This is a genomic window from Pseudomonas sp. EA_65y_Pfl2_P78 (assembly GCF_963970495.1).
Classification (GTDB): Bacteria; Pseudomonadota; Gammaproteobacteria; order Pseudomonadales; family Pseudomonadaceae; genus Aquipseudomonas; species Aquipseudomonas baetica_A.
The window spans coordinates 1-23,105 of sequence record NZ_CAXAON010000033.1; the positions used below are offsets into that span (position 1 = coordinate 1).

Sequence of the window (23,105 nt, forward strand, 5' to 3'; positions counted from 1 at the left end):
ACAACGGGCAGCCTTGCCGGCCCCTTGCCACTCCCAGAAGAAGCTCGCGCCACCGGTCAGTTGGCGCTGCAGGATGACGTGCAGATCGTCGTAGTCGTAACGCTCGCTGTCACCGGCCGCGTTAGTCACTTCGATCAGGTGCTGATAGGCGTCGTAGCGGTAGCTGACGAGGGTGTGTTCAGTCTTCCACTCAGCCTGTTGAAACGACTGGTAATCGATGCCGATCAGGTGCTGACGGTCGTAGCGCAATAACAGAGAACGACCCGCCCCGTTGTCCAGTCGCTGAACCCTGTCAGACCGATCCCTATGCACCGTCAGACGGTTGTCATACGCATCACTGATCGCTGTCAGCCGGCCAGCGCGAAAGTGATAAAACCGCGCCGCGTCTCCCGCCAGCGCGAGGACTAATTCCTCCGGTTCATCCCCCAGAAAAATCGCCGCCCGCGACAGACTGTTGTGAATCGCCGGCCGCTCGACACTCGGCAACGGAAACCGTGTACGGCGGTTTTCGTGGTCAATCCAGACCACCTCGTCAGCGTCGAACGCCAGCCGATGCGCCAGCGAATGGCTCCAGCCAAACCCCAGACCGATATCGATTTCGGCGGCACTGGTGCGGTACAACCGGGTGAACTCGAACGCCAGCAAGCCATCGAGGGTGCCATCGGTGAGGGTCAGCAGTTCTTCGCCGGTGACCATCGATACGGGGCAACCGTTGGTGCAGGTCGACGGCACGCAATCGGCGCTGTCACCGTTGGGGTTTTTTGCCTGATCCGGGGCGTCGTCGTGATGTTCGTCTTTCTTCAACAAGGCGTTGCGCCTGGCATTCCAGCGCAGTTGCATCCGGCCTTTTTTCACCCCGGCGGCGATACCGCGCGCGGCGACGGTTTTGTATTGATCAACGTACTTGATGAAGCCGTTGACGATGCCAAACAACGCCTTCACCAATCGCTTCACTGTCGACAGCAACTGAACCGCGCGATCCGCCAGACGCAGCGTCAGATACGCGATCCCTGCGCCACCGCTGGCGAAAGTCAACACAACGCTGATCAGCACATCGATCAGCAACTGCACGATCATCATCGACGCCGCTTCCGCGGTTTTGCCGGCGAGTTCACTGGGCGGCAGCATTTCCAGCCAAAGACTCGCGGTGCGCAGCAGCAAGCACAGCGCCGCCTCGTCACTGACCAGCAATTGAAGCTGTGCCATGACTTTGGGAGCCGTTGCAGCCAGATTGATCAGATCAGTCGCACCATTGCCTAACCGCCCCACAAAGGCGCCCGGATCCTGAAGGATCTCCGACAGCAATCCGATGCTGTCCCACACACCCTCGATCGCCGCCCAGCTCCCGGCCAACATGCCGTTGCCTGCCGCCGTCGCCACCGACTGCGACCACTGCGGCTTGAAACCCTGCCACTCGCTGCGCAGCCAGCCATCCAGCTCGCCAGTCAAACCGTCATAGGACTTGAACAGCGCCTCGACCTGCTCCGGGGTGACTTCGCTGTGTACATGCACGCGATAGAACTTGCCCGGCGTTCCCTTGAATTTGCCTTTACCTTCGGCATCCAGGGTGATGGGCGTCGTTTCACCACCGTCCATGGCCATCACATCGACCACAATGTTGCCCAGCGGGATGTCGTACACCGACTCGAACTTGCTCTCGATCAGCATCAGCCCGCCCTTCGGGCACTGGACGACGCCGGAGAAAAACTCGTTGTCGCTGCTGCTGACGGCAGTACTGCGGTCGCCGAAGCGGATGAACCGCTCCATACCCATCAGGGACGGCAGATCCATGGCATCGCTGACGGTGTCGGCCGCACGGCTGGCCCAGTGCTTGAGCTGCTCGCGATAAAGACTGAGGGTGTCGGGAAAGCGGTCGAGTGCTTGCTCGATACGGGTGATGGCTTCCATCAACGCACGCTTGAGTGCGAGATAAACTGAATGACCGGGTCGAACATGGGCGTTCCCTCGCGCAGAAATTAGGCGCGAGGACTTTGCGGGGGATCACTCAAGAAATAAGTCAGGCGAGTAGGCAATTGCTGTAGGAGAAGTCTGCAACAAAGCTTTTGATGCCAAGCCAATAAGCGAAAACGCAAACGGGGCGTGAGTTTTCCTCACGCCCCGTTTATAGATCAGACACAAATGGATTTACTGCGTTGAATCCCTAGCACCCAGCTCTTTCAATTTCAGCTCGGCCAATGGATGCCCGGCCTTGGCGGCCATACCCCACCAGCGTGCGGCTTCAGCAGGATCCGGGGCTTTGCTCGCGGTACCCGCGAAACTGATGACGCCGACTTGGTAGGCCGCTTTGCCATCGCCCGCCAAAGCCGCCAGACGCAGTAAGCGCACGCCCTCTTCACGCGCTCCCAGCCCTACGCCGCGAAAGGTCAGGATGTGTCCGTAGAAGCTTTGCGCACCGACATCGCCAAGGTTGGCCATGCGCGCAAACTGGCCTTCAAGCCAGCGCCAGCCACGCGGCTGGCGAACAAACCACGACCAGTGAAACAGCCTACGCGCCAACCAGTAACTTGCCTGCGCCTTGAGTCGTAAAAACACTCAAGCCTCCGCCGATTCCGGGTACTCGTATTCGAACACCCTGACCACTTCCGACGCATGCCAAGACGCTGCAGCGACGCCATCGGATGGCCCGGAAAAGCGCCCCAGACGCTCGACACATTCAAAAAACCCGGTACGCGGCAAACGACTGGCGCCTTGGCTGATGACGAGCGAACTGCGCAGCGGTTGTTCGGCCTTGGCATCCAGTGCCGCGAGATGTTCAAGTGCGGCGGTCAAGGTTTGCATCGCCGGCGTCGGCAATTGCAAACGTTCGAGCAAAGCCCGATAAGTCAGAAGATGGCGCTGTCGGCGCGCCTGATCAAGTTCCCCCAGCAATCCGTCCCAATGTTGACGACTGATGCGTACACTCACGATTCATCCCTCCACCCGGGCACCGTCAGTTCCCAAGCCAAGCTGCGGCGAATCGCGGCGTCGGGTTGACGCTCACCACTTTCAATCATGGCCAGGTAAGACGGGCTGATGCCTACCGTGCGGGCCAACGCCTCAATGGCGATGCCCTTCCCTTCGCGCAAACTGCGTAATTGATCCAGACCTGGAAGCATCGGGTCTGGCGATGCCGCGAGCGGTGCTTGAGCCTGCCGCGACGGTGCTTCGTTGATGCCTGCTGCTTTCAGTAGAGCCTGATACTGAGCCCATGGCAGAACCGCATATTCGGGTTCGCCATCGCGTGCAATTATCTGAATATCCATGACTACCCCGTAGGACAACAACACTTAGCGAGTCGGCACTTTTCCCTAGAAGTGTAATCCTAACAGCGGCTAAGGTCGCGGGGGGGATCTATCTGAACGTGGCCTTCTTGAATCAGGGCTTTTTCGGGCCCTGAAGTTGAAGTTGCTCGGGGGTATCGGGCAGACGCTCGACCACCGCGAGTTTTTCCGGTTGCTGGCGCTTGCGCCAGAAGCGGAAAGCCGTCAGTTCATCGTCGAGGGTTTTCATCAGCCAGGCGAGGACGGCGATGTCGTCGAGCATACCGAATACCGGGATGAAATCCGGTATCGCATCGACCGGACTGAGGAAATACATCAACCCCGCCACTACCGAAATCAACGCTTTCGGGCTGATCGCGCGGTACTCACCGCGCCAATAGGCCAGGCACAATGCCTGGAGCAAACGCAGATCGTCCTTGAGTTTGCCGAGCCGATCACCTTGCGCGGCGCCTTTGCTGGCGACGGCAAACAATAAGGTCGGCAGGCGACCGCGAGCCAGCAGGCGGCCGGCCAAGGGCAGGAATCGAGCGAAATTCCACGGAGCTTTCATCTATTCCTCCCGTTGAAATGTTATCCACACAAATTGTGGATAACCTTGTGAACAGAGCTGCATTTGCGCGCTGAGAGCCCCGTTTTATAAGGGCCGCGCTCAGATCGGGCGTTTTTTACTCACATAAAAAACCCCAATATTTCATTGACTTGGCAGCTCAGGGCGTCTAATGCGGGCAGCCTCAAAGCTATGACTGTCGTGACCGGCATCGGTTCGCTCTGTTTACCCTCGCCATCCTCCAGACGCAACAACGCCCCGCATAAGCGAGGCGTTGTTGTTGAAACCGATGCTGATTACTTTGCAGCAGCAGCGTCTTCTTTGGCTGGATCCTTGATGGCCAGCAGCTCCAGGTCGAACACCAGAACCGAGTTGGCCGGGATTGCCGGGCTTGGCGACTGTGCGCCATAAGCCAGATCGCTAGGGATGTACAGTTTGTACTTCTCGCCAACGTGCATCAGTTGCAGACCTTCAACCCAACCCGGAATCACGCCGCTCACCGGCAGATCAATCGGGCTACCGCGCTCGACGGAGCTGTCGAATACGGTGCCGTTGGTCAGCTTGCCGGTGTAGTGAACAGTCACGACGTCGGTAGGCTTAGGCTGTGGGCCGTCGGCTTTCTTGACGACTTCGTACTGCAGACCGGAAGCAGTGGTGGTCACGCCGGCCTTCTTGCCGTTTTCCTCGAGGAATTTCTTGCCGGCGGCTGCCGACTCTTCGCTCATCTTGGCCATACGTTCTTCAGCACGCTTTTGCAGCGCGGCGAAGGCTTCGACCAGTTCCTCATCTTTCAGCTTCTGTTCTTTCTTGCCGACGGCATCTTCGATGCCCTGGGCTACGGCTTTGGAGTCCAGATCATCCATACCTTCCTGAGCAAGGCTCTTGCCCATGTTCAGGCCGATACCGTAGGAAGCTTTTTGCGCCGGGGTTTTCAGCTCTACGCTGGTCTGCGAATCACAACCCGCGAGGACCAGGCTAACCAGGGCTACCGCCGCCGCCAACCGATGCTGTTTCATGCTATTTCCTTGTTCATGCGCCGAAAGGGCAATCGAGTAAAGCCGCGAGCTTATCAGGCCGCCACGACCAATGGCTACCGGCATGAGAGCAGGAATCTTGCGATAAGTTCAGGGACTAAAACGCATTTGGCCAAAGGCACGATGAAGCTTCTGTCATCTATTCCTGACAAGGACCGACTCCCCTCCCCCAACATCTGGCGTAATGGCCACTTGCCGCACAGGACCAAGCTCAGGCATAACAGCGCAACAACTCGACAAGGATGTTTATCTTGCGCCTCTTATTCCGTGTGCTGACCCTGATCGTCGTACTGCTGGGACTCGTCCTCGCGTTGGTTTTGTACTTCGTCGCCAATCCGAAATTGCCCTTCTATACCCCCGTCCAACAGGTGCACTACCTGAGTCAGTGGACTGAGCAAGAGCGGCAAATCTACTATTTCACACCCCAGGGCACCCAAGTCAAAGGGCTGCGCTATGAGTGGTTCCAGGCCTTGGAATTACCCTTCTCTGAGCAACGCTTCGCCTCCCCAGAGTACCTCGCTCGCTTCGGCTTTCTGATCGATCCGCAGCAAAAAGCCACGCCGACAAGCCCCGGCAATCTGCCAGTAGGCTTTGCCCGACACCAAAATCCCGGCAGCTCCGAGCACTACCTGGACATCACTTGCGCGGCTTGCCACACCGGTGAATTGCGCTTCAAGGGTCAGGCCGTGCGCATCGACGGTGGCGCGGCGCAGCATGTTTTGCCTTCCAGCGTTCCTACACTCCGTGGCGGCAGTTTCGGACAAGCACTAGTGGCAAGCCTGACCTCGACTTACTACAACCCCTGGAAATTCGAGCGTTTCGCACGACAGGTGTTGGGTAATGATTACGACACGCGCCATGAACAACTGCGCAAGGACTTCAAAACCTCACTCAATACCTTCCTGAGAGTCGCCTGGAACGACACCCATCGCGGCCTATACCCGACTGAAGAAGGTCCGGGACGCGCCGATGCATTCGGGCGCATCGCCAACGCTACGTTCGGCGATGCGATATCCCCTGCCAACTACCGCGTGGCCAACGCCCCGGTGGACTACCCGCAGTTGTGGGACATGTGGACCTTCGATTGGGTGCAATGGAACGGTTCGGCGCAGCAGCCGATGGCGCGCAACATCGGTGAGGCGCTGGGTGTCGGCGCTACCCTGAATTTCTTCGATGACAACGGCCAGCCACTGCAAGGCGATGCGCGTTATGCCTCAAGCGTTCGTGTGCGCGATCTGCACAAGATAGAAGAAACCTTGCAAAAGCTTCAGCCACCCGCCTGGCCGGAGGGGTTATTCGGCGCCATCGACAAGCCCCTGGCCGCCAAAGGACGCGCGCTATTCAGCGAAAACTGCGCCGGGTGTCACGTTCCACGCACGACTCAGGAAGGCGAACGCTGGGTGCAGCATTTGCACATGTTGCCCGTAGACGTCATCGGCACCGATCCAAACGCCGCCAACAACATCGCCAGCCATCGCTTCGATCTGACGGCCCTGCAATGGGACCCCAAAGAACTGGAGAGCATGGATGTAAAACTTCATCCGACACCGAAGGAACCGCTGGATCTGAGCCAGTTATCCGTGGCCAAGGGCCTGGCTTACGTCACCGCATTCGTCGAGAACCGGGCCTATCGCGAGGCCGGGGTCACGCCGCAGGAGAAGCCACAACTCGACGGTTTCGGCCTGCCGATCGGTGTTCGTGAAAAAATCGCCTACAAAGCGCGACCACTGGCGGGTGTCTGGGCTACTGCGCCGTTTCTGCACAACGGCTCAGTGCCGAGTATTTATCAGTTGCTGTCACCGCAAGATGAACGCGCTGCCACCTTCTATAAAGGCACCTTCGAGTACGACCCACGACATCTGGGCTATCGCACCGAAGCCTTCACCAACGGTTTTCTGTTCGACACAAGAATCAGCGGCAACCATAACAGCGGCCATGAATTTCGCGCCGGCGTACGTGGTAACGGCGTCATCGGCCGACTGTTGCAGCCCGAAGAGCGCTGGGCGCTGCTCGAATACCTGAAAGTCCTTGGCGGCCCATTGGAGGCGCAATTGCCATGATCCTGTCGACGCACAAGAAAGAATTATCGATGTTGGCGCGAATCTGGTTGTGGCTGGGACGTCTACTGGGCAAAACCTTGCTGATCATGCTTGTGATCGGCCTGCTCGGCTGGGCGGTCTCCGCGGCCTGGTTTGCCTGGCAGCATCGCGGCCCGGTTTCGGCGCTGGAGCAGGTTCCACCCGGTGAAGCGGGCATGACTCAGGAGGTGATACAGACCGCTGTGCGTATCGTCGATCAGCACCGCGAAGGCACGCGGCACCTGCGTGACGCGCATGCCAAGGCGCACGGTTGCGTGAAGGCTGAAGTGCAAGTGTTGGCGGATCTACCGCCGGCGCTGCGTCAAGGCGTGTTCAGTGAGCCGGGTAAAACCTGGCCGGCGATGATTCGATTATCGAATGGCAACGCCTACCCGCAGTTCGACAGTATGCGTGACGCACGGGGCATGGCGATCAAATTGCACGATGTGCCGGGCAAACAGTTGCTGGAGAACCGCCAAGGACAACACGAACAGGACTTCGTGATGTTCAGCCATCCGAACTTCTTTGTCAGTGATGTCGCCGAGTACCGTCAGAATGTGGCGGCTCAGGCTGACGGCAAAAAGATCACGGCGTTTTTTCCGGGATGGGATCCGCGCAATTGGCAAATCCGCCATTTGTTCATCGCACTGGCCACACTGTCGCCGCCGCCGGACAGTCCGACGGACACGACCTACTTTTCAGTATCACCCTACAAATTTGGCGAGGCCAATGCGAAGTTCCGGGTAGCGCCCGCCCCGGACCATTGCCCCGCCTACACGCTGCCCAAGCAGAACCACGACTTGCCAAATTTCTTGCGCAGTGCGTTGAATCAGCAATTGTCGACGGATCGCGTGCCTGCGTGTTTCGTCTTGCAGATCCAGCGCCAGGATGCGAACCATTACATGCCGATCGAGGACACCAGCATCGAATGGCGCGAGCAGGATTCAACGTTCGAAACCGTAGCGCGGATAACCTTGCCGCCGCAGGACTTCGACACACCGGCGCTGAATCTGGCCTGCGACAACTTATCGTTCAACCCGTGGTTTGGCATTGAAGCGCATCGGCCCATTGGCGGGATCAATCGTCTGCGTAAAGCCGTCTATGAAGCTGTGAGTGACTATCGACATAGCCAGAATGCTGCACCGTAGACGTGACCCCCATTTCAAGTCCGGCCGATAAACAGCAAACGCCAGACAGCAAAAAACCCGCACTAGGCGGGCTTCTTGTGGTGATCTGGCGTTCAGTGTTCCAGATTACCGAATATGGCGCAGCGGACGGGACTCGAACCCGCGACCCCCGGCGTGACAGGCCGGTATTCTAACCGACTGAACTACCGCTGCGCGAAACGCTTGAAACGAATGGTGGGTGATGACGGGATCGAACCGCCGACATTCTGCTTGTAAGGCAGACGCTCTCCCAGCTGAGCTAATCACCCTTCGCTTCGTTACGGGGCGCATTATGCCACAAGTTTTCGTAATGTGTTGATTTAATTGAAGTTTTTTCAAAAAAATCCGAAAACCGGTGAAACGACACAAACCCGATGGAACAAGGTACAAACTTGAGACAGAAAAAAACCCGCTTTAGCGGGTTCTTCCGTGGTGACCTGGCGTTCAGTGGTCCAGGTTACCGAATATGGCGCAGCGGACGGGACTCGAACCCGCGACCCCCGGCGTGACAGGCCGGTATTCTAACCGACTGAACTACCGCTGCGCTAAACACTTGAAACGAATGGTGGGTGATGACGGGATCGAACCGCCGACATTCTGCTTGTAAGGCAGACGCTCTCCCAGCTGAGCTAATCACCCTTCGCTTCGGTGTGGCGCGCATTCTACGGAGCGACCCCACCTCTGGCAAGCACTTTTTTAAATAATTTTCTCAGGCCTTCCAAAGGCTTAGAGAAGGGTTGGCCTATGCCACGGCGAAGACAATAATGCCCCCCTTTGTATAAAGGAGAGACTCACCCCATGTGGTTCAAAAACCTGCTTATCTATCGCCTGACCCAAGACCTGCCTGTCGATGCCGAGGCGCTGGAAACTGCACTGGCCACCAAACTGGCGCGTCCATGTGCAAGCCAGGAGTTGACCACCTACGGTTTCGTCGCGCCATTCGGTAAAGGCGAAGATGCTCCACTGGTGCACGTCAGCGGTGATTTTCTGCTGATCGCTGCCCGTAAAGAAGAACGCATTCTGCCTGGCAGCGTCGTGCGTGACGCGGTCAAGGAAAAGGTCGAAGAGATCGAAGCCGAGCAGATGCGCAAGGTCTATAAGAAGGAACGCGATCAGATCAAGGATGAAATCATCCAGGCCTTCCTGCCGCGTGCCTTCATCCGTCGCTCGTCGACCTTTGCGGCCATTGCGCCGAAAACGGGTCTGATCCTGGTCAACTCGGCCAGCCCGAAACGTGCCGAAGACCTGCTCTCCACCCTGCGTGAAGTGATCGGCACCCTGCCCGTCCGTCCGCTGACCGTGAAGATGGCACCGACCGCTGTGATGACCGATTGGGTCACCACGCAAAAAGCCGCCGACGATTTCTATGTGCTGGACGAGTGCGAACTGCGCGACACCCACGAAGACGGCGGTATCGTGCGCTGCAAGCGCCAGGACCTGACCAGCGAAGAAATCCAGTTGCACCTGAGCACCGGCAAAGTCGTCACTCAGTTGTCGCTGGCCTGGCAGGACAAGTTGTCGTTCATGCTCGACGACAAAATGACCGTCAAGCGCCTGAAGTTCGAAGACCTGTTGCAGGATCAGGCGGAACAGGACGGCGGCGACGAAGCTCTAGGCCAACTGGACGCCAGCTTCACCCTGATGATGCTGACGTTCGGCGACTTCCTGCCGGCGCTGGTTGAAGCGTTGGGGGGTGAAGAGACTCCGCAGGGGATCTAAAGACCAACGGAGTTCAAACTGTGGGAGCGGGCTTGCTCGCGAAAGCGGTGTGTCATTCAAATAAATATTGGCTGACCCAACGCCTTCGCGAGCAAGCCCGCTCCCACAATTGGTTTTGTGGTGTGACTAATAATAAGGATCGGGCCATGCGCGCACTGGCTGCACTCAGCCGCTTTGTCGGCAACACCTTCGCTTACTGGGTTCTGATTTTCGCCGTCGCGGCATTCCTGCAACCGGCATGGTTCCTTGGCCTCAAAGGCGCCATCGTGCCGTTGCTCGGACTGGTGATGTTCGGCATGGGCCTGACCCTCAAACTCGACGACTTCGCCGCCGTTGCCCGCCACCCATGGCGTGTGGCGCTGGGCGTGGTCGCGCATTTCGTGATCATGCCGGGCGTGGCGTGGTTGTTGTGCCAAGCGTTTCACCTACCGCCAGAAATTGCTGTCGGTGTGATTCTGGTTGGCTGCTGCCCCAGCGGCACCTCCTCCAACGTGATGACCTGGCTGGCCCGCGGCGACTTGGCGCTGTCGGTGGCCATCGCCGCCGTCACCACCCTCCTCGCCCCGCTGCTGACCCCGGCACTGATCTGGCTGCTGGCCTCGGCGTGGTTGCCGGTGTCGTTCATGGAGCTGTTCTGGTCGATCCTGCAAGTGGTGCTGCTGCCGATCATCCTCGGCGTCGTTGCTCAACGTTTGCTCGGCGATAAGGTTCGCCACGCGGTCAATGTATTGCCTCTGGTGTCGGTGGTCAGCATCGTGATCATCGTCACCGCTGTGGTGGCGGCCAGTCAGGCGAAGATTGCCGAATCCGGCCTGCTGATCATGGCCGTGGTGATGCTGCACAACAGCTTCGGCTACTTGCTGGGTTACTTCACCGGGCGCCTGTTCAAGTTGCCGTTGGCCCAGCGCAAATCGCTGGCACTGGAAGTCGGGATGCAGAACTCCGGTTTGGGCGCCGCGCTGGCCAGCGCACATTTCTCGCCATTGGCGGCAGTGCCGAGCGCACTGTTCAGCGTTTGGCACAACATTTCCGGGGCACTGCTTTCGACATACTTCCGGCGAATGAGTGAGAAAGAAGATCGTCAAATGCTGTCACGACAAACAGCGGACTGATTTCAAAACTTGATCCCGGGGTTAATGCTCGTCAGACTATTTCGCAACGCGGGGACGACCCTGCGGCTCGATCGAGTCATTAATCCGGGGACGACCCCATCAATCGATGGAGGTCTTTCATGTCCTGGATCATTCTGTTTTGCGCCGGCCTGTTCGAAGTCGGCTGGGCCGTCGGCCTGAAATACACTGACGGCTTCACCCGCCCGCTCCCCACCGTACTGACCGTTGCGGCCATGGCCATCAGCCTTGGCCTGCTGGGCCTTGCGATGAAGGAGTTGCCGCTGGGCACCGCTTATGCGATCTGGACCGGCGTTGGCGCCGTGGGCACGGTGATTGCCGGGATCATTTTGTTTGGCGAGTCGATGGCGCTGATTCGGTTGGCCAGTGTGGCATTGATCATTACCGGATTGATTGGCCTCAAGGTCAGCGCTTAGGCCACTACCGCTTTCGCGAGCAAGCCCGCTCCCATATTCAGCCGCGTTCTGCCAGAGGAATACGGTCAACTGAGGGAGCGGGCTTGCTCGCGAAGGGGCCCTTGAATTCAGCGACTATCTGATTGTCCCGCGCAACGCCCCCACCAACTCCTGCAATTTCGCCGGCTGCGCGGCTTCCACAGCCACCGCCGGTCCGGCCACCAACGTCACCCGCGACCACAACCGGCGGAACACGCCCTTGTTCGGATCGCGGCTGAAGAAACTCCCCCACAACCCCTGCAATGCCAGCGGAATCACTGGCACCGGTGTTTCCTCCAGAATCCGCGTCAACCCGCCCTTGAACTCGTTGATCTCGCCATCGGCCGTCAACTTGCCTTCCGGAAAGATACACACCAGCTCACCATCCTTCAGATACTGGGCTATTCGGCTGAAGGCCTTTTCGTAGATCTGAATGTCTTCGTTGCGTCCGGCAATCGGAATTGTCCCCGCCGTGCGAAAGATAAAGTTCAGCACCGGCAAGTTGTAGATCTTGTAGTACATGACAAAGCGAATCGGCCGACGCACCGCGCCACCAATCAGCAAGGCGTCGACAAACGAAACGTGGTTGCACACCAGCAGCGCCGCGCCCTCATCCGGGATCGCTTCCAGATGGCGATGCTCGACGCGGTACATGGAATGGCTGAGCAGCCAGATCATGAAGCGCATGCTGAACTCGGGAACGATCTTGAAGATGTAGGCGTTGACGCCGATATTCAGCAGCGACACCACCAGGAACAGTTGCGGTATCGACAGTTTGACCACGCTCAACAACACGATCGAGACAATCGCCGAGACCACCATAAACAGTGCGTTGAGAATGTTGTTGGCCGCGATCACCCGCGCCCGCTCGTTCTCGGCGGTGCGCGACTGAATCAGTGCGTACAGCGGCACGATGTAGAAACCACCGAAAACGCCAAGGCCGAGAATGTCGATCAACACTGCCCAGGTGTGTGCGAAGCCGAGCACTTCGGTCCAGCTATGGCCGGTGACGCTCTGTGGAATTCCGCCGGAATGCCACCACAGCAGCAGGCCAAACACAGTCAGGCCGAACGAGCCAAACGGTACCAGACCAATCTCGACCTTACGCCCGGAAAGCTTTTCACAAAGCATCGAGCCGAGAGCGATACCGACCGAGAACACCGTAAGAATCAGCGTAACCACGGTCTCATCGCCGTGCATCCACTCCTTGGCGTAGGCCGGGATTTGCGTCAGGTAAATCGCCCCGACGAACCAGAACCACGAGTTGCCGACAATCGAACGCGACACCGCTGGCGTCTGACCCAAACCCAGTTTCAAGGTCGCCCAGGACTGGCTGAAGATGTTCCAGTTCAAGCGCATTTGCGGCGATGCAGCCGCCGCACGGGGAATGCTGCGGCTGGCCAGATAGCCCAGCACCGCGATGCCAACGATGGCGATCGACACCAGTGGCGCGTAATGCGTGGAAGACATGATGACCCCGGCACCGATAGTGCCGGCGAGGATGGCCAGGAACGTGCCCATCTCCACCAGCCCGTTGCCACCCACCAGTTCATCCTCATGCAACGCCTGCGGCAGGATCGAATACTTCACCGGCCCGAACAACGCCGAATGCGTGCCCATGGCGAACAGCGCGACCAGCATCAGTGACAGGTGATCGAAGAGGAAGCCGACCGATCCCACCGCCATGATGGCGATTTCCGCCAGTTTGATCAGACGGATCAGCGCGTCCTTGGCGAACTTCTCACCGAACTGTCCGGCCAGCGCCGAGAACAGGAAGAACGGCAGGATAAACAGCAGCGCGCACAGGTTGACCCAGATGGAGCGGTCACCTTCGATGGTCAGCCGATAAAGAATGGCGAGGATCAACGACTGCTTGAACACGTTGTCGTTGAACGCACCGAGCGACTGCGTGATGAAAAACGGCAAGAAGCGCCGGGTGCGCAGCAGGTTGAACTGTGAGGGGTGGCTCATCTTCCGTGTGTACCTGTTTTTGTAGAGGGAGGCCTGGATACTGTTTATTGGAATCTCGAACCGCGATCCAGGCCACACCTTACCTAAACTTTTCAGGTTATTTCTTCAAACCTGCAATGCACGGCGAGACAAACAGCTCGCCGCGCCAGGCGCCTTGCAGGGTTCGCTTGCCGACAATCAGCCACATCACCGCCAGCAAAGTCACCAACACCGTGCCGAAAATACTGAAAAATGTCAGGTTGAGCGTGCTCGCCAGTTTCAAGGTTGCCAGCGAATACACGCCCAACGGGAAGGTGAATCCCCACCAGCCGAGGTTGAACGGGATGCCGTCACGCAGATAGCGAACGGTGATCAGCAACGCCATCAACATCCACCACAAGCCAAAGCCCCACAAAGTGATCCCCGCCACCAGCCCCAGGCCCGCAGCGATTTCACCGATGCCTGGCAGACCGTTGGCCGCGAAGATCGCCGGCGCATCAGCGCCCAGCAGCAACATGCCCAACGCCCCGGTGCCGATAGGCCCGAGTGCCAGCCAGCTCGACGCTGCCATGTTTTCGTGAGGCAGTTTGTGCAGGGCCATACGCAGCAGCAGGATGGTCAGAATGCTGAACGCTACCGGTAGGGAAAATGCCCAAAGCACGTAACTTGTGGTCAACACCACCAGTTGCGAGTGGGCATCGGTCAGGTGCGGGGCGAGCAAACCACCGCTGGCCGCCGCGACTTCGGCAGCCACGACGGGCAACAGCCAAACGGCGGTCATCTGATCAATGCTGTGTTCCTGGCGCGTGAACATCATGTACGGGATCAACACGCCGCAGGCCAGCGACATCGCCACATCAACCCACCACAGCACTTCAGCTAGCTGAATCACCCCATCGCCCCAGCGCGGCAGACCGAACACCAGGAAGCCGTTGATGATCGTCGCCAGCCCCATGGGAATGGTGCCGAAGAACATCGACACGGTGGAATGGCCGAAAATCCGCCGTGCCTCGTCGAAAAACAGCATCCAGCGGGCGGCGTAAGCAGCGGTAAACAATGCGAACAACAGGATGTTGAACAACCACAACCCTTCGGCCACAGCGTGCATCCCGGGAAGGGTCAACGGCAATTGCGCCAGCGCCAACGCCAGCACGCCGGTGCCCATGGTCGCGGCGAACCAGTTCGGGGTGAATTGACGGATCACTTCACGCGGATGCTGAAGTTGATTGAACGGCTTGATGCCGGGTTTGGCGCTGTTGGGGCAAGTCATCGTGAACTCCTGTCCTCGGGTGAGGTTGAGTCCATGGTAGAACCGAATCGAATATCTATATAACGGGTAATATCTCTAACTGTTATCTATTTTACAAATAAGCAGTCAAACGCTACCTTCGCTCTCGATCACCAGAATCCGCGCCGCGCCTTGCGGATGGGCGACATGTTCGGTGCCAACCGAGGCGTAGAAGATGTCGCCAACGTTGAGTTGCACCTGTTTTTCTTCGCCCTGCTCGCGATAGCGCATCTCCACTTGCCCATCGAGCACCACGAACACTTCCTCACCATCGTTGACGTGCCATTTATAGGGCTGATCGGTCCAGTGCAGGCGTGTGGTGATGCCGTTCATGTTGGCGATGTCCAGCGCCCCCCAGGCTCGGTCGGCGGTGAAGGTTTTGCTGCGAATAATCTTCATGAGTCGATCCGTGAGAAGAATGGCCGGGCAAGGCTAACCGAAACCGCGGCGGTTATGGAGCGTTGCACACCTTGACCGGTTGAGCACGCAGACTGAGCAACAAAGCGCCTAGCGCCAATACGATCAGCACCACACCGTAGCCATCGGTGGTCGCGAGCAATCCAAAGCGGCGCGCCAGGTAGCCGGCGAGCAACGCTGGCAGGCAGAACGCCAGATAACTCAGCGTGTAGTACGCCGACATCAACCCGGCGCGCTCATGAGCCAAGGCCTGTGGCACCAGACTGCGCACGGCGCCGAGGAACCCGGCGCCAAAGCCGCAGCCTGCCACCAGCGTGCCGAGGAAAAACAGCGACAGACTGGCGCTGTGAACGCCAAGCAGAATCAGCACCAGCCCCATCGGCAGCAGACTCGCGCCCAACTGCAAGGCTCGTTTGGCGCTGCGACTGCGCAGGGTGAAGATCATCAGTGCGCCGGTCACGGTCAATGCCGCCACGGTGGCGCCGCCGACCAGGTTGGAAGTGGAACCGGTGGCGGCGCGCACCAGCGACGGTGCCAGGGATGCGTAAAAACCACCGAGCGCCCAAGTCGCAGTGTTCAGCGGCAATACTCGCCATAACGTTGAACGTGCCTGAACGGGGACGTGCAAGGTTGGCCGCAATGACGCCCAAGCCCCGGCTTGCGGCGTTACGCTTTCCGGCAGACGCCAGACATACAGCGCCTGAAGCACAAACAGCGCGAACAGCAGCCAATACGTCAGTTGCAATGGTTCTGGGGCGAACTCGACCAACAAGCCACAGCCCATGCCGCCCAATGCCATGCCGAGCAGCGGTGCAACGCTGTTGATCAACGGCCCTTGCTGGCGGTCGGTGTCCAGCAACGTGGCGCTTAAAACCGCGGTGGCCATGCCGGTGGCGAAGCCTTGCAGAACCCGCGCTGCAATCAACCCACTGATGCTGTCGGCATAAATGAACAGCAACATCGCCAACGCATTGAGCAGCACAGCCGTGAAGATCACCGGTTTGCGCCCCAGGTGATCGGAGAGCGAACCGACGGTTAATAACGCCGCCAGCAGACTCAGGGCATAGACACCAAAAATCAGGGTCAGCACCGCGGCCGAGAAATGTAGCTGATCCTGATACAGGTGATACAACGGTGTCGGCGCAGTGGAAGCGGCGAGAAAACTGAGTAAAGTGATCGCCAGAAACCACAGGTTCGAGCGATGGGAAACAGGACTATTCATGAGCACACTCCGCAAAAGCTAATTTTTTGCTTTTGCGGAGTGTGCTACCGCTCAACGCTTAAAGCAAATTCTTTGTGTTAAGGTCTGCCGCATGGCTATTAAAGAAGGTTTACGCCCCGGCGGTCGCAGCGCCCGGGTGCAAGAGTCGATTCACTCGGCCGTTCGCGCTCTCCTGCAAGAGCAGGAGCGCTCGAGCGTGACCGTCCCGCAAATCGCGGCGCGTGCCGGCGTTACGCCATCGACGATTTATCGGCGCTGGGGGGATTTGGCAGCGTTGCTGGCCGACGTTGCCCTCGCCCGCATGCGCCCCGACAGCGCGCCGGCTGAAACCGGTAGCCTGCGCAGCGATATTCGCGCGTGGGCCGAGCAGTATCTCGATGAAATGAGTTCCGAACCTGGGCGCAACATGATGCGCGACGTGCAAGCGAGCGCCACGCCAGGCTATTGCGTGACGATTATCGGGGCGCAGTTACAGACCATCATCGAGCGCCATCCTGACGAGCCGGCACCGAGCGTTGATCGGCTGATCAATCTGGTGGTGTCGCCCGTGGTGTTTCGCATCCTGTTTTCGGCGTCGGCGCTTGAGGTGGAAGAGTTGCATCGGTTGATCGATATTGCGCTGAAACAGGACTGATGCTGTCGCTGGCTTGCCAGCGATGAAGCCAGCCCAGTCACCATGAAAACCACCCGGATCCCTACCCGCGACACCCCGCCACGCCACGACCTTGGTCGACACTGACTAACCGCCACACTCATGCGAGACTGTCCGCCCGGGCAGGAGTGCCGGGGAGTCTTCTGTCGGGAGTGTTGCATGTCGTTGTCCACCGGGCTGATCGCCGCCGTTGCCCTGGCCTATATGGCCATCATGTTCGCCATCGCCTTCTACGGCGACCGTCGCAGCACACCGTTGCCACCGCGAATGCGGGCCTGGGTGTACAGCCTGTCGCTGGCGGTTTACTGCACCAGCTGGACATTCTTCGGCGCGGTCGGCCAGGCCGCTGAACAATTGTGGGCATTCCTGCCGATTTACCTGGGGCCGATCCTTCTGTTAGTGGGCGCACCGTGGGTTCTGCAAAAAATGGTAATGATCAGCAAACAGGAGAACATCACCTCCATTGCTGACTTCATCGCGGCGCGCTACGGCAAATCACAATCGCTGGCGGTGGTCGTCGCGCTGATCTGTCTGGTTGGCGTCCTGCCCTATATCGCCCTGCAACTCAAAGGCATCGTCCTGGGCGTGAACCTGTTGATTGGCGCCGGCGTCGACGCCATGGGCACTCGCGGCCAGGACACGGCGCTGATCGTGTCACTGGTGCTGGCGCTGTTCACTATCGTCTTCGGCACCCGCAACCTCGACGCCACGGAACACCACCGTGGCATGGTGTTGGCCATTGCGTTCGAATCGCTGGTCAAGCTGTTCGCGTTTCTGGCTGTCGGTGCCTTCGTGACCTACGGCCTCTACGACGGTTTCGACGACCTGTTCAACCAGGCGATGCTCGCGCCGCGCCTTGAGCAATACTGGAAAGAGACCATTAACTGGCCTTCGATGGTGGTGCAGACCGGCGTGGCGATGATGGCGATCATCTGCCTGCCCCGGCAGTTCCACGTCACGGTGGTCGAGAACATTGATCCGCAGGATCTGCGCCTGGCCAAATGGGTCTTCCCGGCGTACCTCGCCTTGGCCGCGCTGTTTGTCGTCCCGATCGCCCTCGCCGGTCAGATGTTGCTACCGAGCGACGTGCTGCCCGACTCGTTCGTGATCAGCCTGCCACTGGCGCAGGCCCATCCGGCACTGGCGTTACTGGCATTTATCGGCGGCGCATCGGCAGCCACCGGCATGGTGATTGTCGCCAGTGTGGCGCTGTCGACCATGGTCTCCAACGACATGCTGTTGCCGTGGTTGCTGCGGCGCAAAAACGCCGAGCGCCCGTTCGAAGTGTTCCGTCAGTGGATGCTCTCGGTGCGCAGGGTCACCATCGTGGTGATCTTGCTGCTGGCTTACGTCAGCTATCGCTTGCTGGGCTCGACGGCGAGCCTGGCGACCATCGGCCAGATCGCTTTCGCCGCGGTCACCCAACTCGCTCCGGCCATGCTCGGCGCCTTGTACTGGAAACAGGCGAACCGCCGTGGCGTCTTTGCCGGCCTCGCCGCCGGCACGTTCCTGTGGTTTTACACGCTGGTTCTGCCCATTGCCGCCCACAGCCTGGGTTGGTCGCTGAGCAGTTTCCCGGGGTTGGCGTGGCTGCACGGCAACCCATTGAACCTGCCGATCTCGCCCCTGACTCAGGGCGTAGTGCTGTCACTGGCGGGTAACTTCACCCTGTTTGCGTGGGTCTCGGTGTTATCCCGCACACGGGTGTCGGAGCACTGGCAGGCCGGGCGTTTCATCGGCCAGGAAATCAGCGCCCGCCCGAGTGCGCGCTCGATGCTGGCGGTGCAAATTGACGACCTGCTGCAACTGGCGGCGCGGTTTGTCGGGGAGGAACGCGCACGGCAGAGCTTCATTCGTTTCGCTTACCGTCAGGGCAAAGGCTACAACCCGAACCAGAACGCTGACGGCGAATGGATCGCCCACACCGAGCGCTTGCTGGCCGGCGTACTCGGCGCGTCTTCGACGCGCGCGGTAGTAAAAGCCGCTATCGAAGGTCGGGAGATGCAACTGGAGGACGTCGTGCGTATCGCTGACGAAGCTTCCGAGGTCCTGCAATTCAATCGTGCGCTGCTGCAAGGTGCGATTGAAAACATCACCCAAGGCATCAGCGTGGTCGACCAGTCACTGAAACTGGTGGCCTGGAACCGTCGTTATCTGGAACTGTTCAACTACCCGGAAGGCTTGATCAGCGTCGGCCGGCCGATTGCCGACATCATTCGCTACAACGCCGAGCGCGGTTTGTGTGGCCCGGGTGAAGCGCAAGTGCATGTTGCCCGACGCCTGCACTGGATGCGCCAGGGCCGAGCGCACACCTCTGAACGCTTGTTCCCCAATGGTCGGGTGATCGAGTTGATCGGCAACCCGATGCCCGGCGGCGGTTTCGTCATGAGTTTCACCGACATCACCGCATTCCGCGAAGCCGAGCAGGCTCTGACCGAAGCCAATGAAGGATTGGAGCAACGGGTCAGCGAACGGACGCAGGAATTGTCGCAACTCAACGTCGCATTGACCGACGCCAAGGGCACCGCCGAGGCGGCAAACCAATCGAAAACCCGTTTCCTCGCTGCCGTCAGTCATGACCTGATGCAGCCATTGAACGCCGCACGGTTGTTCTCTGCCGCCCTCTCCCATCAGGACGACGGCTTGAGCAGCGAGGCGCAGAAACTGGTCCAGCACCTCGACAGTTCGTTGCGCTCGGCTGAAGACCTGATCAGTGATCTGCTGGATATTTCCCGTCTGGAAAACGGCAAGATCAATCCCGATCGCAAGCCGTTTGCCGTCAATGAACTGTTCGACACGCTGGGGGCGGAGTTCAAGGCGCTGGCCCAGGAACAAGGTTTGACGTTCCGCGTGCGCGGCAGTCAGTTGCGCATCGACAGCGACATCAAGTTACTGCGACGAATTTTGCAGAACTTCCTCACCAACGCTTACCGTTACGCAAAAGGCCCGGTTTTACTGGGTGTGCGGCGACGCGCCGGGGAATTGTGTCTGGAGGTCTGGGATCGCGGGCCTGGTATTCCGGAAGACAAGCAGCACGTTATTTTCGAGGAGTTCAAACGCCTTGACAGCCACCAGACGCGCGCCGAAAAAGGCCTCGGCCTTGGGTTGGCGATCGCCGACGGTTTGTGTCGCGTGCTCGGTCATACGCTGCGGGTGCGCTCTTGGCCGGGGCGCGGCAGTGTGTTCAGTGTCAGTGTGCCGTTGGCTCGCACGCAAACCACACCGGTGGGCGTCGTTGCCGAGATCAATGGCAAGTTGCCGAGCGGCGCGCAGGTGCTGTGCATCGACAACGAAGACAGCATTCTGATCGGCATGAACAGCTTGTTGAGCCGCTGGGGCTGCCAAGTGTGGACGGCGCGCAATCGTGAGGAATGCGCCGCGCTGCTCAGCGAGGGGGTGCGGCCGCAATTGGCGCTGGTCGACTATCACCTTGATCACGGCGACACCGGGACCGAGCTGATGGCGTGGTTGCGCACGACTCTGGGCGAGCCGGTACCGGGCGTGGTGATCAGCGCCGATGGGCGCCCCGAGATGGTCGCGCAGGTACACGCGGCGGGCCTGGATTATCTGGCCAAACCGGTGAAGCCGGCGGCGTTGCGGGCATTGCTGAGTCGGTATTTGCCGCTGTAAATCTCGGGTTTGCAGCGAAACGACTGATGCCTTCGCGAGCAAGCCCGCGCCCACCGGGTTGGGGTGCCCCTTGCAGGCGCGGGCTTGTGGTGATTATTCGGGTAGCTCGACCAGCCCATCGACATCCGTCATCGCCCGCTCGAGCAAATCTGCCGGCAAGCTCTTGCTGGCCCGCGCGCCCAGCAGCTTGAGCTGTTCACTGCGACTGACCAGATTGCCGCGCCCTTCTGTCAGTTTGTTACGCGCCGAACTGTAGGCTTTGTCCAATTGCTGCAGGCGATTGCCAACTTCGTCCAGATCCTGAATGAACAGCACGAACTTGTCGTACAGCCATCCGGCGCGCTCGGCGATTTCCCGGGCGTTCTGGCTCTGGCGTTCCTGCTTCCACAGGCTGTCGATCACCCGCAGAGTCGCCAGCAACGTGGTCGGGCTGACGATGACGATATTGCGGTCAAATGCGTCTTGAAACAGGCTGGGCTCAGCCTGCAATGCAGCGGAAAACGCCGCTTCGATCGGCACGAACAGCAAGACGAAATCCAGGCTGTGCAAGCCCTCCAGGCGCTTGTAATCCTTGCCGGCCAAGCCTTTGACGTGATTGCGCAGGGACAGCACATGTTGCTTGATTGCCACCTGCCCCAGCGTGTCGTCATCCGCCGCCACATATTGTTGATAGGCCGTGAGGCTGACCTTGGAGTCGACCACCACTTGCTTGTCGCCCGGCAGGTAAATGATCACGTCGGGCTGGAAGCGCTCACCGTCCGGGCCTTTGAGGTTGACCTGGGTCTGATATTCGCGGCCCTTTTCCAGACCTGCGTGTTCCAGCACGCGCTCAAGAATCAGCTCGCCCCAGTTACCTTGGGTTTTCTGGCCTTTCAGGGCGCGGGTCAGGTTGGTCGCCTCGTCGCTCAAACGCAGGTTGAGCGCTTGCAGACGCTCCAGCTCCTTGGCCAGCGAGAAACGCTCACGGGCCTCGGCCTGATAGCTTTCTTCCACGCGTTTTTCGAAGGATTGAATGCGTTCCTTCAGCGGATCGAGCAACTGGCCGAGACGCTGCTGGCTGGTTTCGGCGAAACGTTGTTCACGCTCATCGAAGATCTTGCCCGCCAGCTCGGCGAACTGCGCACGCAACTCATCGCGCGAGCCTTGCAGGTCGTTGAGGCGTTGTTGATGGCTTTCCTGCTGCTCACGCAGTTCGGCATTCAGCGAAGCCGCCTGAGCGTCGAGGCGGCGCAGTTCAGCCTCTTTGTTGGCACGCTCGATGTTCCAGGCATGGGAGGCGTCACGGGCGTCATCGCGCTCGATTTGCAGCAGTTCGACTTCGCGGCGCAGTGCCGCCAGATCGGCCTGTTTGGTCGCGTTGGCCTGACCGAGGTCAGCGACTTCGTCGCGGCTGGCATCAAGCTGAGCGCTGAGCCCGTCCTGCGCCAATTGCGCCATGGCCAGCCGCTCTTCGAGCAAGGCCACCTCGGCTTGTCCGGTACTCGCCCGGCGTTGCAGTTGCCAGGCCAACGCCAACAATGGCAGCCCAGCGCCTGCGAGACCGAGCAATACGCTGGTCAAGTCCATAGCCATAGCGACTCCTGCCGATCCGATAAAGCCTGAAGGGTAACGAAGGTGTCAGAACTTGGACAGCTCAGTCTTCGATGAGGCCAAGTTCCTGTTGCGCACGACGGTCGCCGGCGCGGGCGGCCTGACGCAGCAGATCCTGACCAATGCGACGGTCCCGGGCATTACCGCACTCGCGGCACATCAACTGACCGAGACGACTTTGTGCGGCGACCACGCCTTCACGCGCCGGTTGCTTGAGCAGGCGGCCAGCCAAGTGTTTGGCGTTATGGCTGTCACTCAGGCGCGGACTGTCGAGCAACCATTCGGCCACACGCACGGAAAATCGCTTGGGAGAGGTAACACGGAGATGTTCTGAGGTAACAGCGTCTGGTACTGAGCGAAACTTCATAAAGCACTGTGGGACAGATCGGAAGGCGCGCCACTTTACTCTCTTTTTCTTACAGGTAAAGTCGAAAAACAACCCGGCACGCCCGTGCTAGAGCAAGCGCTCGGGACAATCCACAGAAGCTGTGGATAACTCAGTGGACAACCGCTCTCCAACCCTCGCAAAGCCTTGTGGAATGGGGCCCGCAGTCAAACTGACGATTTTTTCACCAACAAAAAAAAGCGATGTTTTTCATTGACTTAAACTTTCGATACAGGCAGCCACCGGAGTCAGGATTGATGTGACAGCGTCGTTACAGCTTGCGCAACTAATGTGCACAAGTGCCTGTTACCCGGTTATATCAATGCGCTTTTTCGGTTCGTTTTGGCACCCTGACTAACGAAAGAGGCCTCTGAGGCGCCGTTTCACGGATACGTCTTCGCCGACCGACGGTCGAGATGTGAGCCAATCCGGGGCGCCCCAGCGAGGTCGTTTCGCGAACTCCGCTCGCTACTGCAATCTTTTTCAACGCAGGGTTTGCTTTGTCCAATTCGATCCGTTAGTATCCGCGGCGTTAGTACCAAGCTGAAAGTCAATTCCGGTCGAACACATCCCCACGGTCAA

19 protein-coding genes and 4 tRNA genes are annotated in these 23,105 nt (G+C 59.2%); 7 read left to right on the plus strand and 16 right to left on the minus strand.

Translation table 11 applies throughout. From position 1 onward, the window contains the following. The 6 genes from AACY02_RS21490 to AACY02_RS21515 form a co-directional block, all read right to left on the minus strand. A partial coding sequence (locus AACY02_RS21490; RefSeq protein ID WP_339433672.1) for a DUF6531 domain-containing protein occupies nt 1-1,908 on the minus strand: 1,908 nt, incomplete at its 3' end. A gap of 237 nt (nt 1,909-2,145) precedes the next feature. Further along, nucleotides 2,146-2,553 carry a sel1 repeat family protein gene (locus tag AACY02_RS21495; RefSeq protein ID WP_339433673.1) on the minus strand — a complete coding sequence of 136 codons (408 nt, stop codon included), beginning with the start codon at nt 2,551-2,553 and terminating at the stop codon, nt 2,146-2,148. Beyond that, nucleotides 2,554-2,925, minus strand: coding sequence for a hypothetical protein (locus AACY02_RS21500; protein ID WP_003223109.1), 372 nt, complete (start codon nt 2,923-2,925; stop codon nt 2,554-2,556). It abuts the gene before it with no gap. Continuing rightward, nucleotides 2,922-3,263, minus strand: a complete 342-nt coding sequence (locus tag AACY02_RS21505; protein ID WP_339433674.1) for a helix-turn-helix domain-containing protein — start codon at nt 3,261-3,263, stop codon at nt 2,922-2,924. The genes AACY02_RS21500 and AACY02_RS21505 overlap by 4 nt, the downstream gene beginning before the upstream one ends. A gap of 112 nt (nt 3,264-3,375) precedes the next feature. Continuing rightward, nucleotides 3,376-3,831 (minus strand): YkvA family protein, encoded by a 456-nt coding sequence (locus tag AACY02_RS21510; RefSeq protein WP_339433675.1) that lies wholly within the window; start codon nt 3,829-3,831, stop codon nt 3,376-3,378. A 293-nt stretch (nt 3,832-4,124) separates the two neighbouring features. Next, nucleotides 4,125-4,844 (minus strand): FKBP-type peptidyl-prolyl cis-trans isomerase, encoded by a 720-nt coding sequence (locus tag AACY02_RS21515; RefSeq protein ID WP_103306955.1) that lies wholly within the window; start codon nt 4,842-4,844, stop codon nt 4,125-4,127. A 269-nt stretch (nt 4,845-5,113) separates the two neighbouring features. On the opposite strand from AACY02_RS21515, the gene AACY02_RS21520 reads away from it, so the two are divergent. Both AACY02_RS21520 and AACY02_RS21525 read left to right on the plus strand, forming a co-directional pair. Next, complete coding sequence (locus AACY02_RS21520; protein WP_339433676.1) at nt 5,114-6,922, plus strand: di-heme-cytochrome C peroxidase; 1,809 nt, start codon at nt 5,114-5,116, stop codon at nt 6,920-6,922. Nucleotides 6,923-6,951: 29 nt separating this feature from the next. Then, nucleotides 6,952-8,088, plus strand: a complete 1,137-nt coding sequence (locus AACY02_RS21525) for a catalase family protein (protein WP_339433722.1) — start codon at nt 6,952-6,954, stop codon at nt 8,086-8,088. Between the two features lie 115 nt (nt 8,089-8,203). Here AACY02_RS21525 and AACY02_RS21530 read toward each other — a convergent pair. The 4 genes from AACY02_RS21530 to AACY02_RS21545 form a co-directional block, all read right to left on the minus strand. Continuing rightward, a tRNA-Asp gene (locus tag AACY02_RS21530) sits at nt 8,204-8,280 on the minus strand. A gap of 19 nt (nt 8,281-8,299) precedes the next feature. Next, nucleotides 8,300-8,375 (minus strand) — tRNA-Val (locus AACY02_RS21535). Nucleotides 8,376-8,573: 198 nt separating this feature from the next. After that, nucleotides 8,574-8,650, minus strand: a tRNA-Asp gene (locus tag AACY02_RS21540). Nucleotides 8,651-8,669: 19 nt separating this feature from the next. Continuing rightward, nucleotides 8,670-8,745 (minus strand) — tRNA-Val (locus tag AACY02_RS21545). 159 nt (nt 8,746-8,904) lie between these two features. Between AACY02_RS21545 and rdgC the strand changes: the two genes are divergently transcribed. From rdgC to sugE, 3 genes are all read left to right on the plus strand, one after another. After that, nucleotides 8,905-9,825 carry a recombination-associated protein RdgC gene (gene rdgC / locus AACY02_RS21550; protein ID WP_339433677.1) on the plus strand — a complete coding sequence of 307 codons (921 nt, stop codon included), beginning with the start codon at nt 8,905-8,907 and terminating at the stop codon, nt 9,823-9,825. 146 nt (nt 9,826-9,971) lie between these two features. Then, nucleotides 9,972-10,937, plus strand: coding sequence for a bile acid:sodium symporter family protein (locus tag AACY02_RS21555; RefSeq protein ID WP_339433678.1), 966 nt, complete (start codon nt 9,972-9,974; stop codon nt 10,935-10,937). Nucleotides 10,938-11,056: 119 nt separating this feature from the next. After that, complete coding sequence (gene sugE / locus AACY02_RS21560; RefSeq protein ID WP_126361504.1) at nt 11,057-11,371, plus strand: quaternary ammonium compound efflux SMR transporter SugE; 315 nt, start codon at nt 11,057-11,059, stop codon at nt 11,369-11,371. A 114-nt stretch (nt 11,372-11,485) separates the two neighbouring features. Here the strand turns inward: sugE and AACY02_RS21565 are convergent, their stop codons facing one another. The 4 genes from AACY02_RS21565 to AACY02_RS21580 form a co-directional block, all read right to left on the minus strand. Next, nucleotides 11,486-13,360, minus strand: coding sequence for an MFS transporter (locus tag AACY02_RS21565; protein WP_339433679.1), 1,875 nt, complete (start codon nt 13,358-13,360; stop codon nt 11,486-11,488). A 97-nt stretch (nt 13,361-13,457) separates the two neighbouring features. Continuing rightward, on the minus strand, nt 13,458-14,609 hold the full coding sequence (locus AACY02_RS21570) for a TDT family transporter (protein WP_339433680.1): 1,152 nt from the start codon (nt 14,607-14,609) through the stop codon (nt 13,458-13,460). 105 nt (nt 14,610-14,714) lie between these two features. Further along, nucleotides 14,715-15,026: a cupin domain-containing protein gene (locus AACY02_RS21575; protein WP_339433681.1), complete on the minus strand. Its 312-nt coding sequence runs from the start codon at nt 15,024-15,026 to the stop codon at nt 14,715-14,717. A gap of 52 nt (nt 15,027-15,078) precedes the next feature. Beyond that, on the minus strand, nt 15,079-16,266 hold the full coding sequence (locus AACY02_RS21580) for an MFS transporter (RefSeq protein WP_339433682.1): 1,188 nt from the start codon (nt 16,264-16,266) through the stop codon (nt 15,079-15,081). Nucleotides 16,267-16,357: 91 nt separating this feature from the next. Here AACY02_RS21580 and AACY02_RS21585 point away from each other — a divergent pair, with 91 nt between their 5' ends. Together AACY02_RS21585 and AACY02_RS21590 are read left to right on the plus strand one after the other, a co-directional pair. Beyond that, complete coding sequence (locus AACY02_RS21585; protein ID WP_339433683.1) at nt 16,358-16,900, plus strand: TetR/AcrR family transcriptional regulator; 543 nt, start codon at nt 16,358-16,360, stop codon at nt 16,898-16,900. A 177-nt stretch (nt 16,901-17,077) separates the two neighbouring features. Further along, the gene (locus tag AACY02_RS21590) at nt 17,078-20,548 is read left to right on the plus strand and encodes a hybrid sensor histidine kinase/response regulator (RefSeq protein ID WP_339433684.1); all 3,471 of its coding nucleotides are present in this window, start codon (nt 17,078-17,080) and stop codon (nt 20,546-20,548) included. Between the two features lie 93 nt (nt 20,549-20,641). Here AACY02_RS21590 and rmuC read toward each other — a convergent pair whose 3' ends face one another. Further along, nucleotides 20,642-22,006, minus strand: a complete 1,365-nt coding sequence (gene rmuC / locus AACY02_RS21595) for a DNA recombination protein RmuC (RefSeq protein WP_339433723.1) — start codon at nt 22,004-22,006, stop codon at nt 20,642-20,644. Nucleotides 22,007-22,181: 175 nt separating this feature from the next. Next, on the minus strand, nt 22,182-22,505 hold the full coding sequence (locus tag AACY02_RS21600; protein WP_339433685.1) for a sel1 repeat family protein: 324 nt from the start codon (nt 22,503-22,505) through the stop codon (nt 22,182-22,184). Nucleotides 22,506-23,105: the final 600 nt, after the last annotated feature.

What these genes read in the sequence shown, in the direction of transcription:
- AACY02_RS21600 (WP_339433685.1), bottom strand. Translation starts at nt 22,505, where the DNA reads ATGAAGTTTCGCTCAGTACCAGACGCTGTTACCTCAGAACATCTCCGT.
- AACY02_RS21505 (WP_339433674.1), bottom strand. Translation starts at nt 3,263, where the DNA reads ATGGATATTCAGATAATTGCACGCGATGGCGAACCCGAATATGCGGTT.
- rdgC (WP_339433677.1), top strand. Translation starts at nt 8,905, where the DNA reads ATGTGGTTCAAAAACCTGCTTATCTATCGCCTGACCCAAGACCTGCCT.
- sugE (WP_126361504.1), top strand. Translation starts at nt 11,057, where the DNA reads ATGTCCTGGATCATTCTGTTTTGCGCCGGCCTGTTCGAAGTCGGCTGG.
- AACY02_RS21590 (WP_339433684.1), top strand. Translation starts at nt 17,078, where the DNA reads ATGTCGTTGTCCACCGGGCTGATCGCCGCCGTTGCCCTGGCCTATATG.
- AACY02_RS21570 (WP_339433680.1), bottom strand. Translation starts at nt 14,609, where the DNA reads ATGACTTGCCCCAACAGCGCCAAACCCGGCATCAAGCCGTTCAATCAA.
- AACY02_RS21580 (WP_339433682.1), bottom strand. Translation starts at nt 16,266, where the DNA reads ATGAATAGTCCTGTTTCCCATCGCTCGAACCTGTGGTTTCTGGCGATC.
- AACY02_RS21515 (WP_103306955.1), bottom strand. Translation starts at nt 4,844, where the DNA reads ATGAAACAGCATCGGTTGGCGGCGGCGGTAGCCCTGGTTAGCCTGGTC.
- AACY02_RS21565 (WP_339433679.1), bottom strand. Translation starts at nt 13,360, where the DNA reads ATGAGCCACCCCTCACAGTTCAACCTGCTGCGCACCCGGCGCTTCTTG.
- AACY02_RS21555 (WP_339433678.1), top strand. Translation starts at nt 9,972, where the DNA reads ATGCGCGCACTGGCTGCACTCAGCCGCTTTGTCGGCAACACCTTCGCT.
- AACY02_RS21575 (WP_339433681.1), bottom strand. Translation starts at nt 15,026, where the DNA reads ATGAAGATTATTCGCAGCAAAACCTTCACCGCCGACCGAGCCTGGGGG.
- AACY02_RS21510 (WP_339433675.1), bottom strand. Translation starts at nt 3,831, where the DNA reads ATGAAAGCTCCGTGGAATTTCGCTCGATTCCTGCCCTTGGCCGGCCGC.
- AACY02_RS21585 (WP_339433683.1), top strand. Translation starts at nt 16,358, where the DNA reads ATGGCTATTAAAGAAGGTTTACGCCCCGGCGGTCGCAGCGCCCGGGTG.
- AACY02_RS21525 (WP_339433722.1), top strand. Translation starts at nt 6,952, where the DNA reads ATGTTGGCGCGAATCTGGTTGTGGCTGGGACGTCTACTGGGCAAAACC.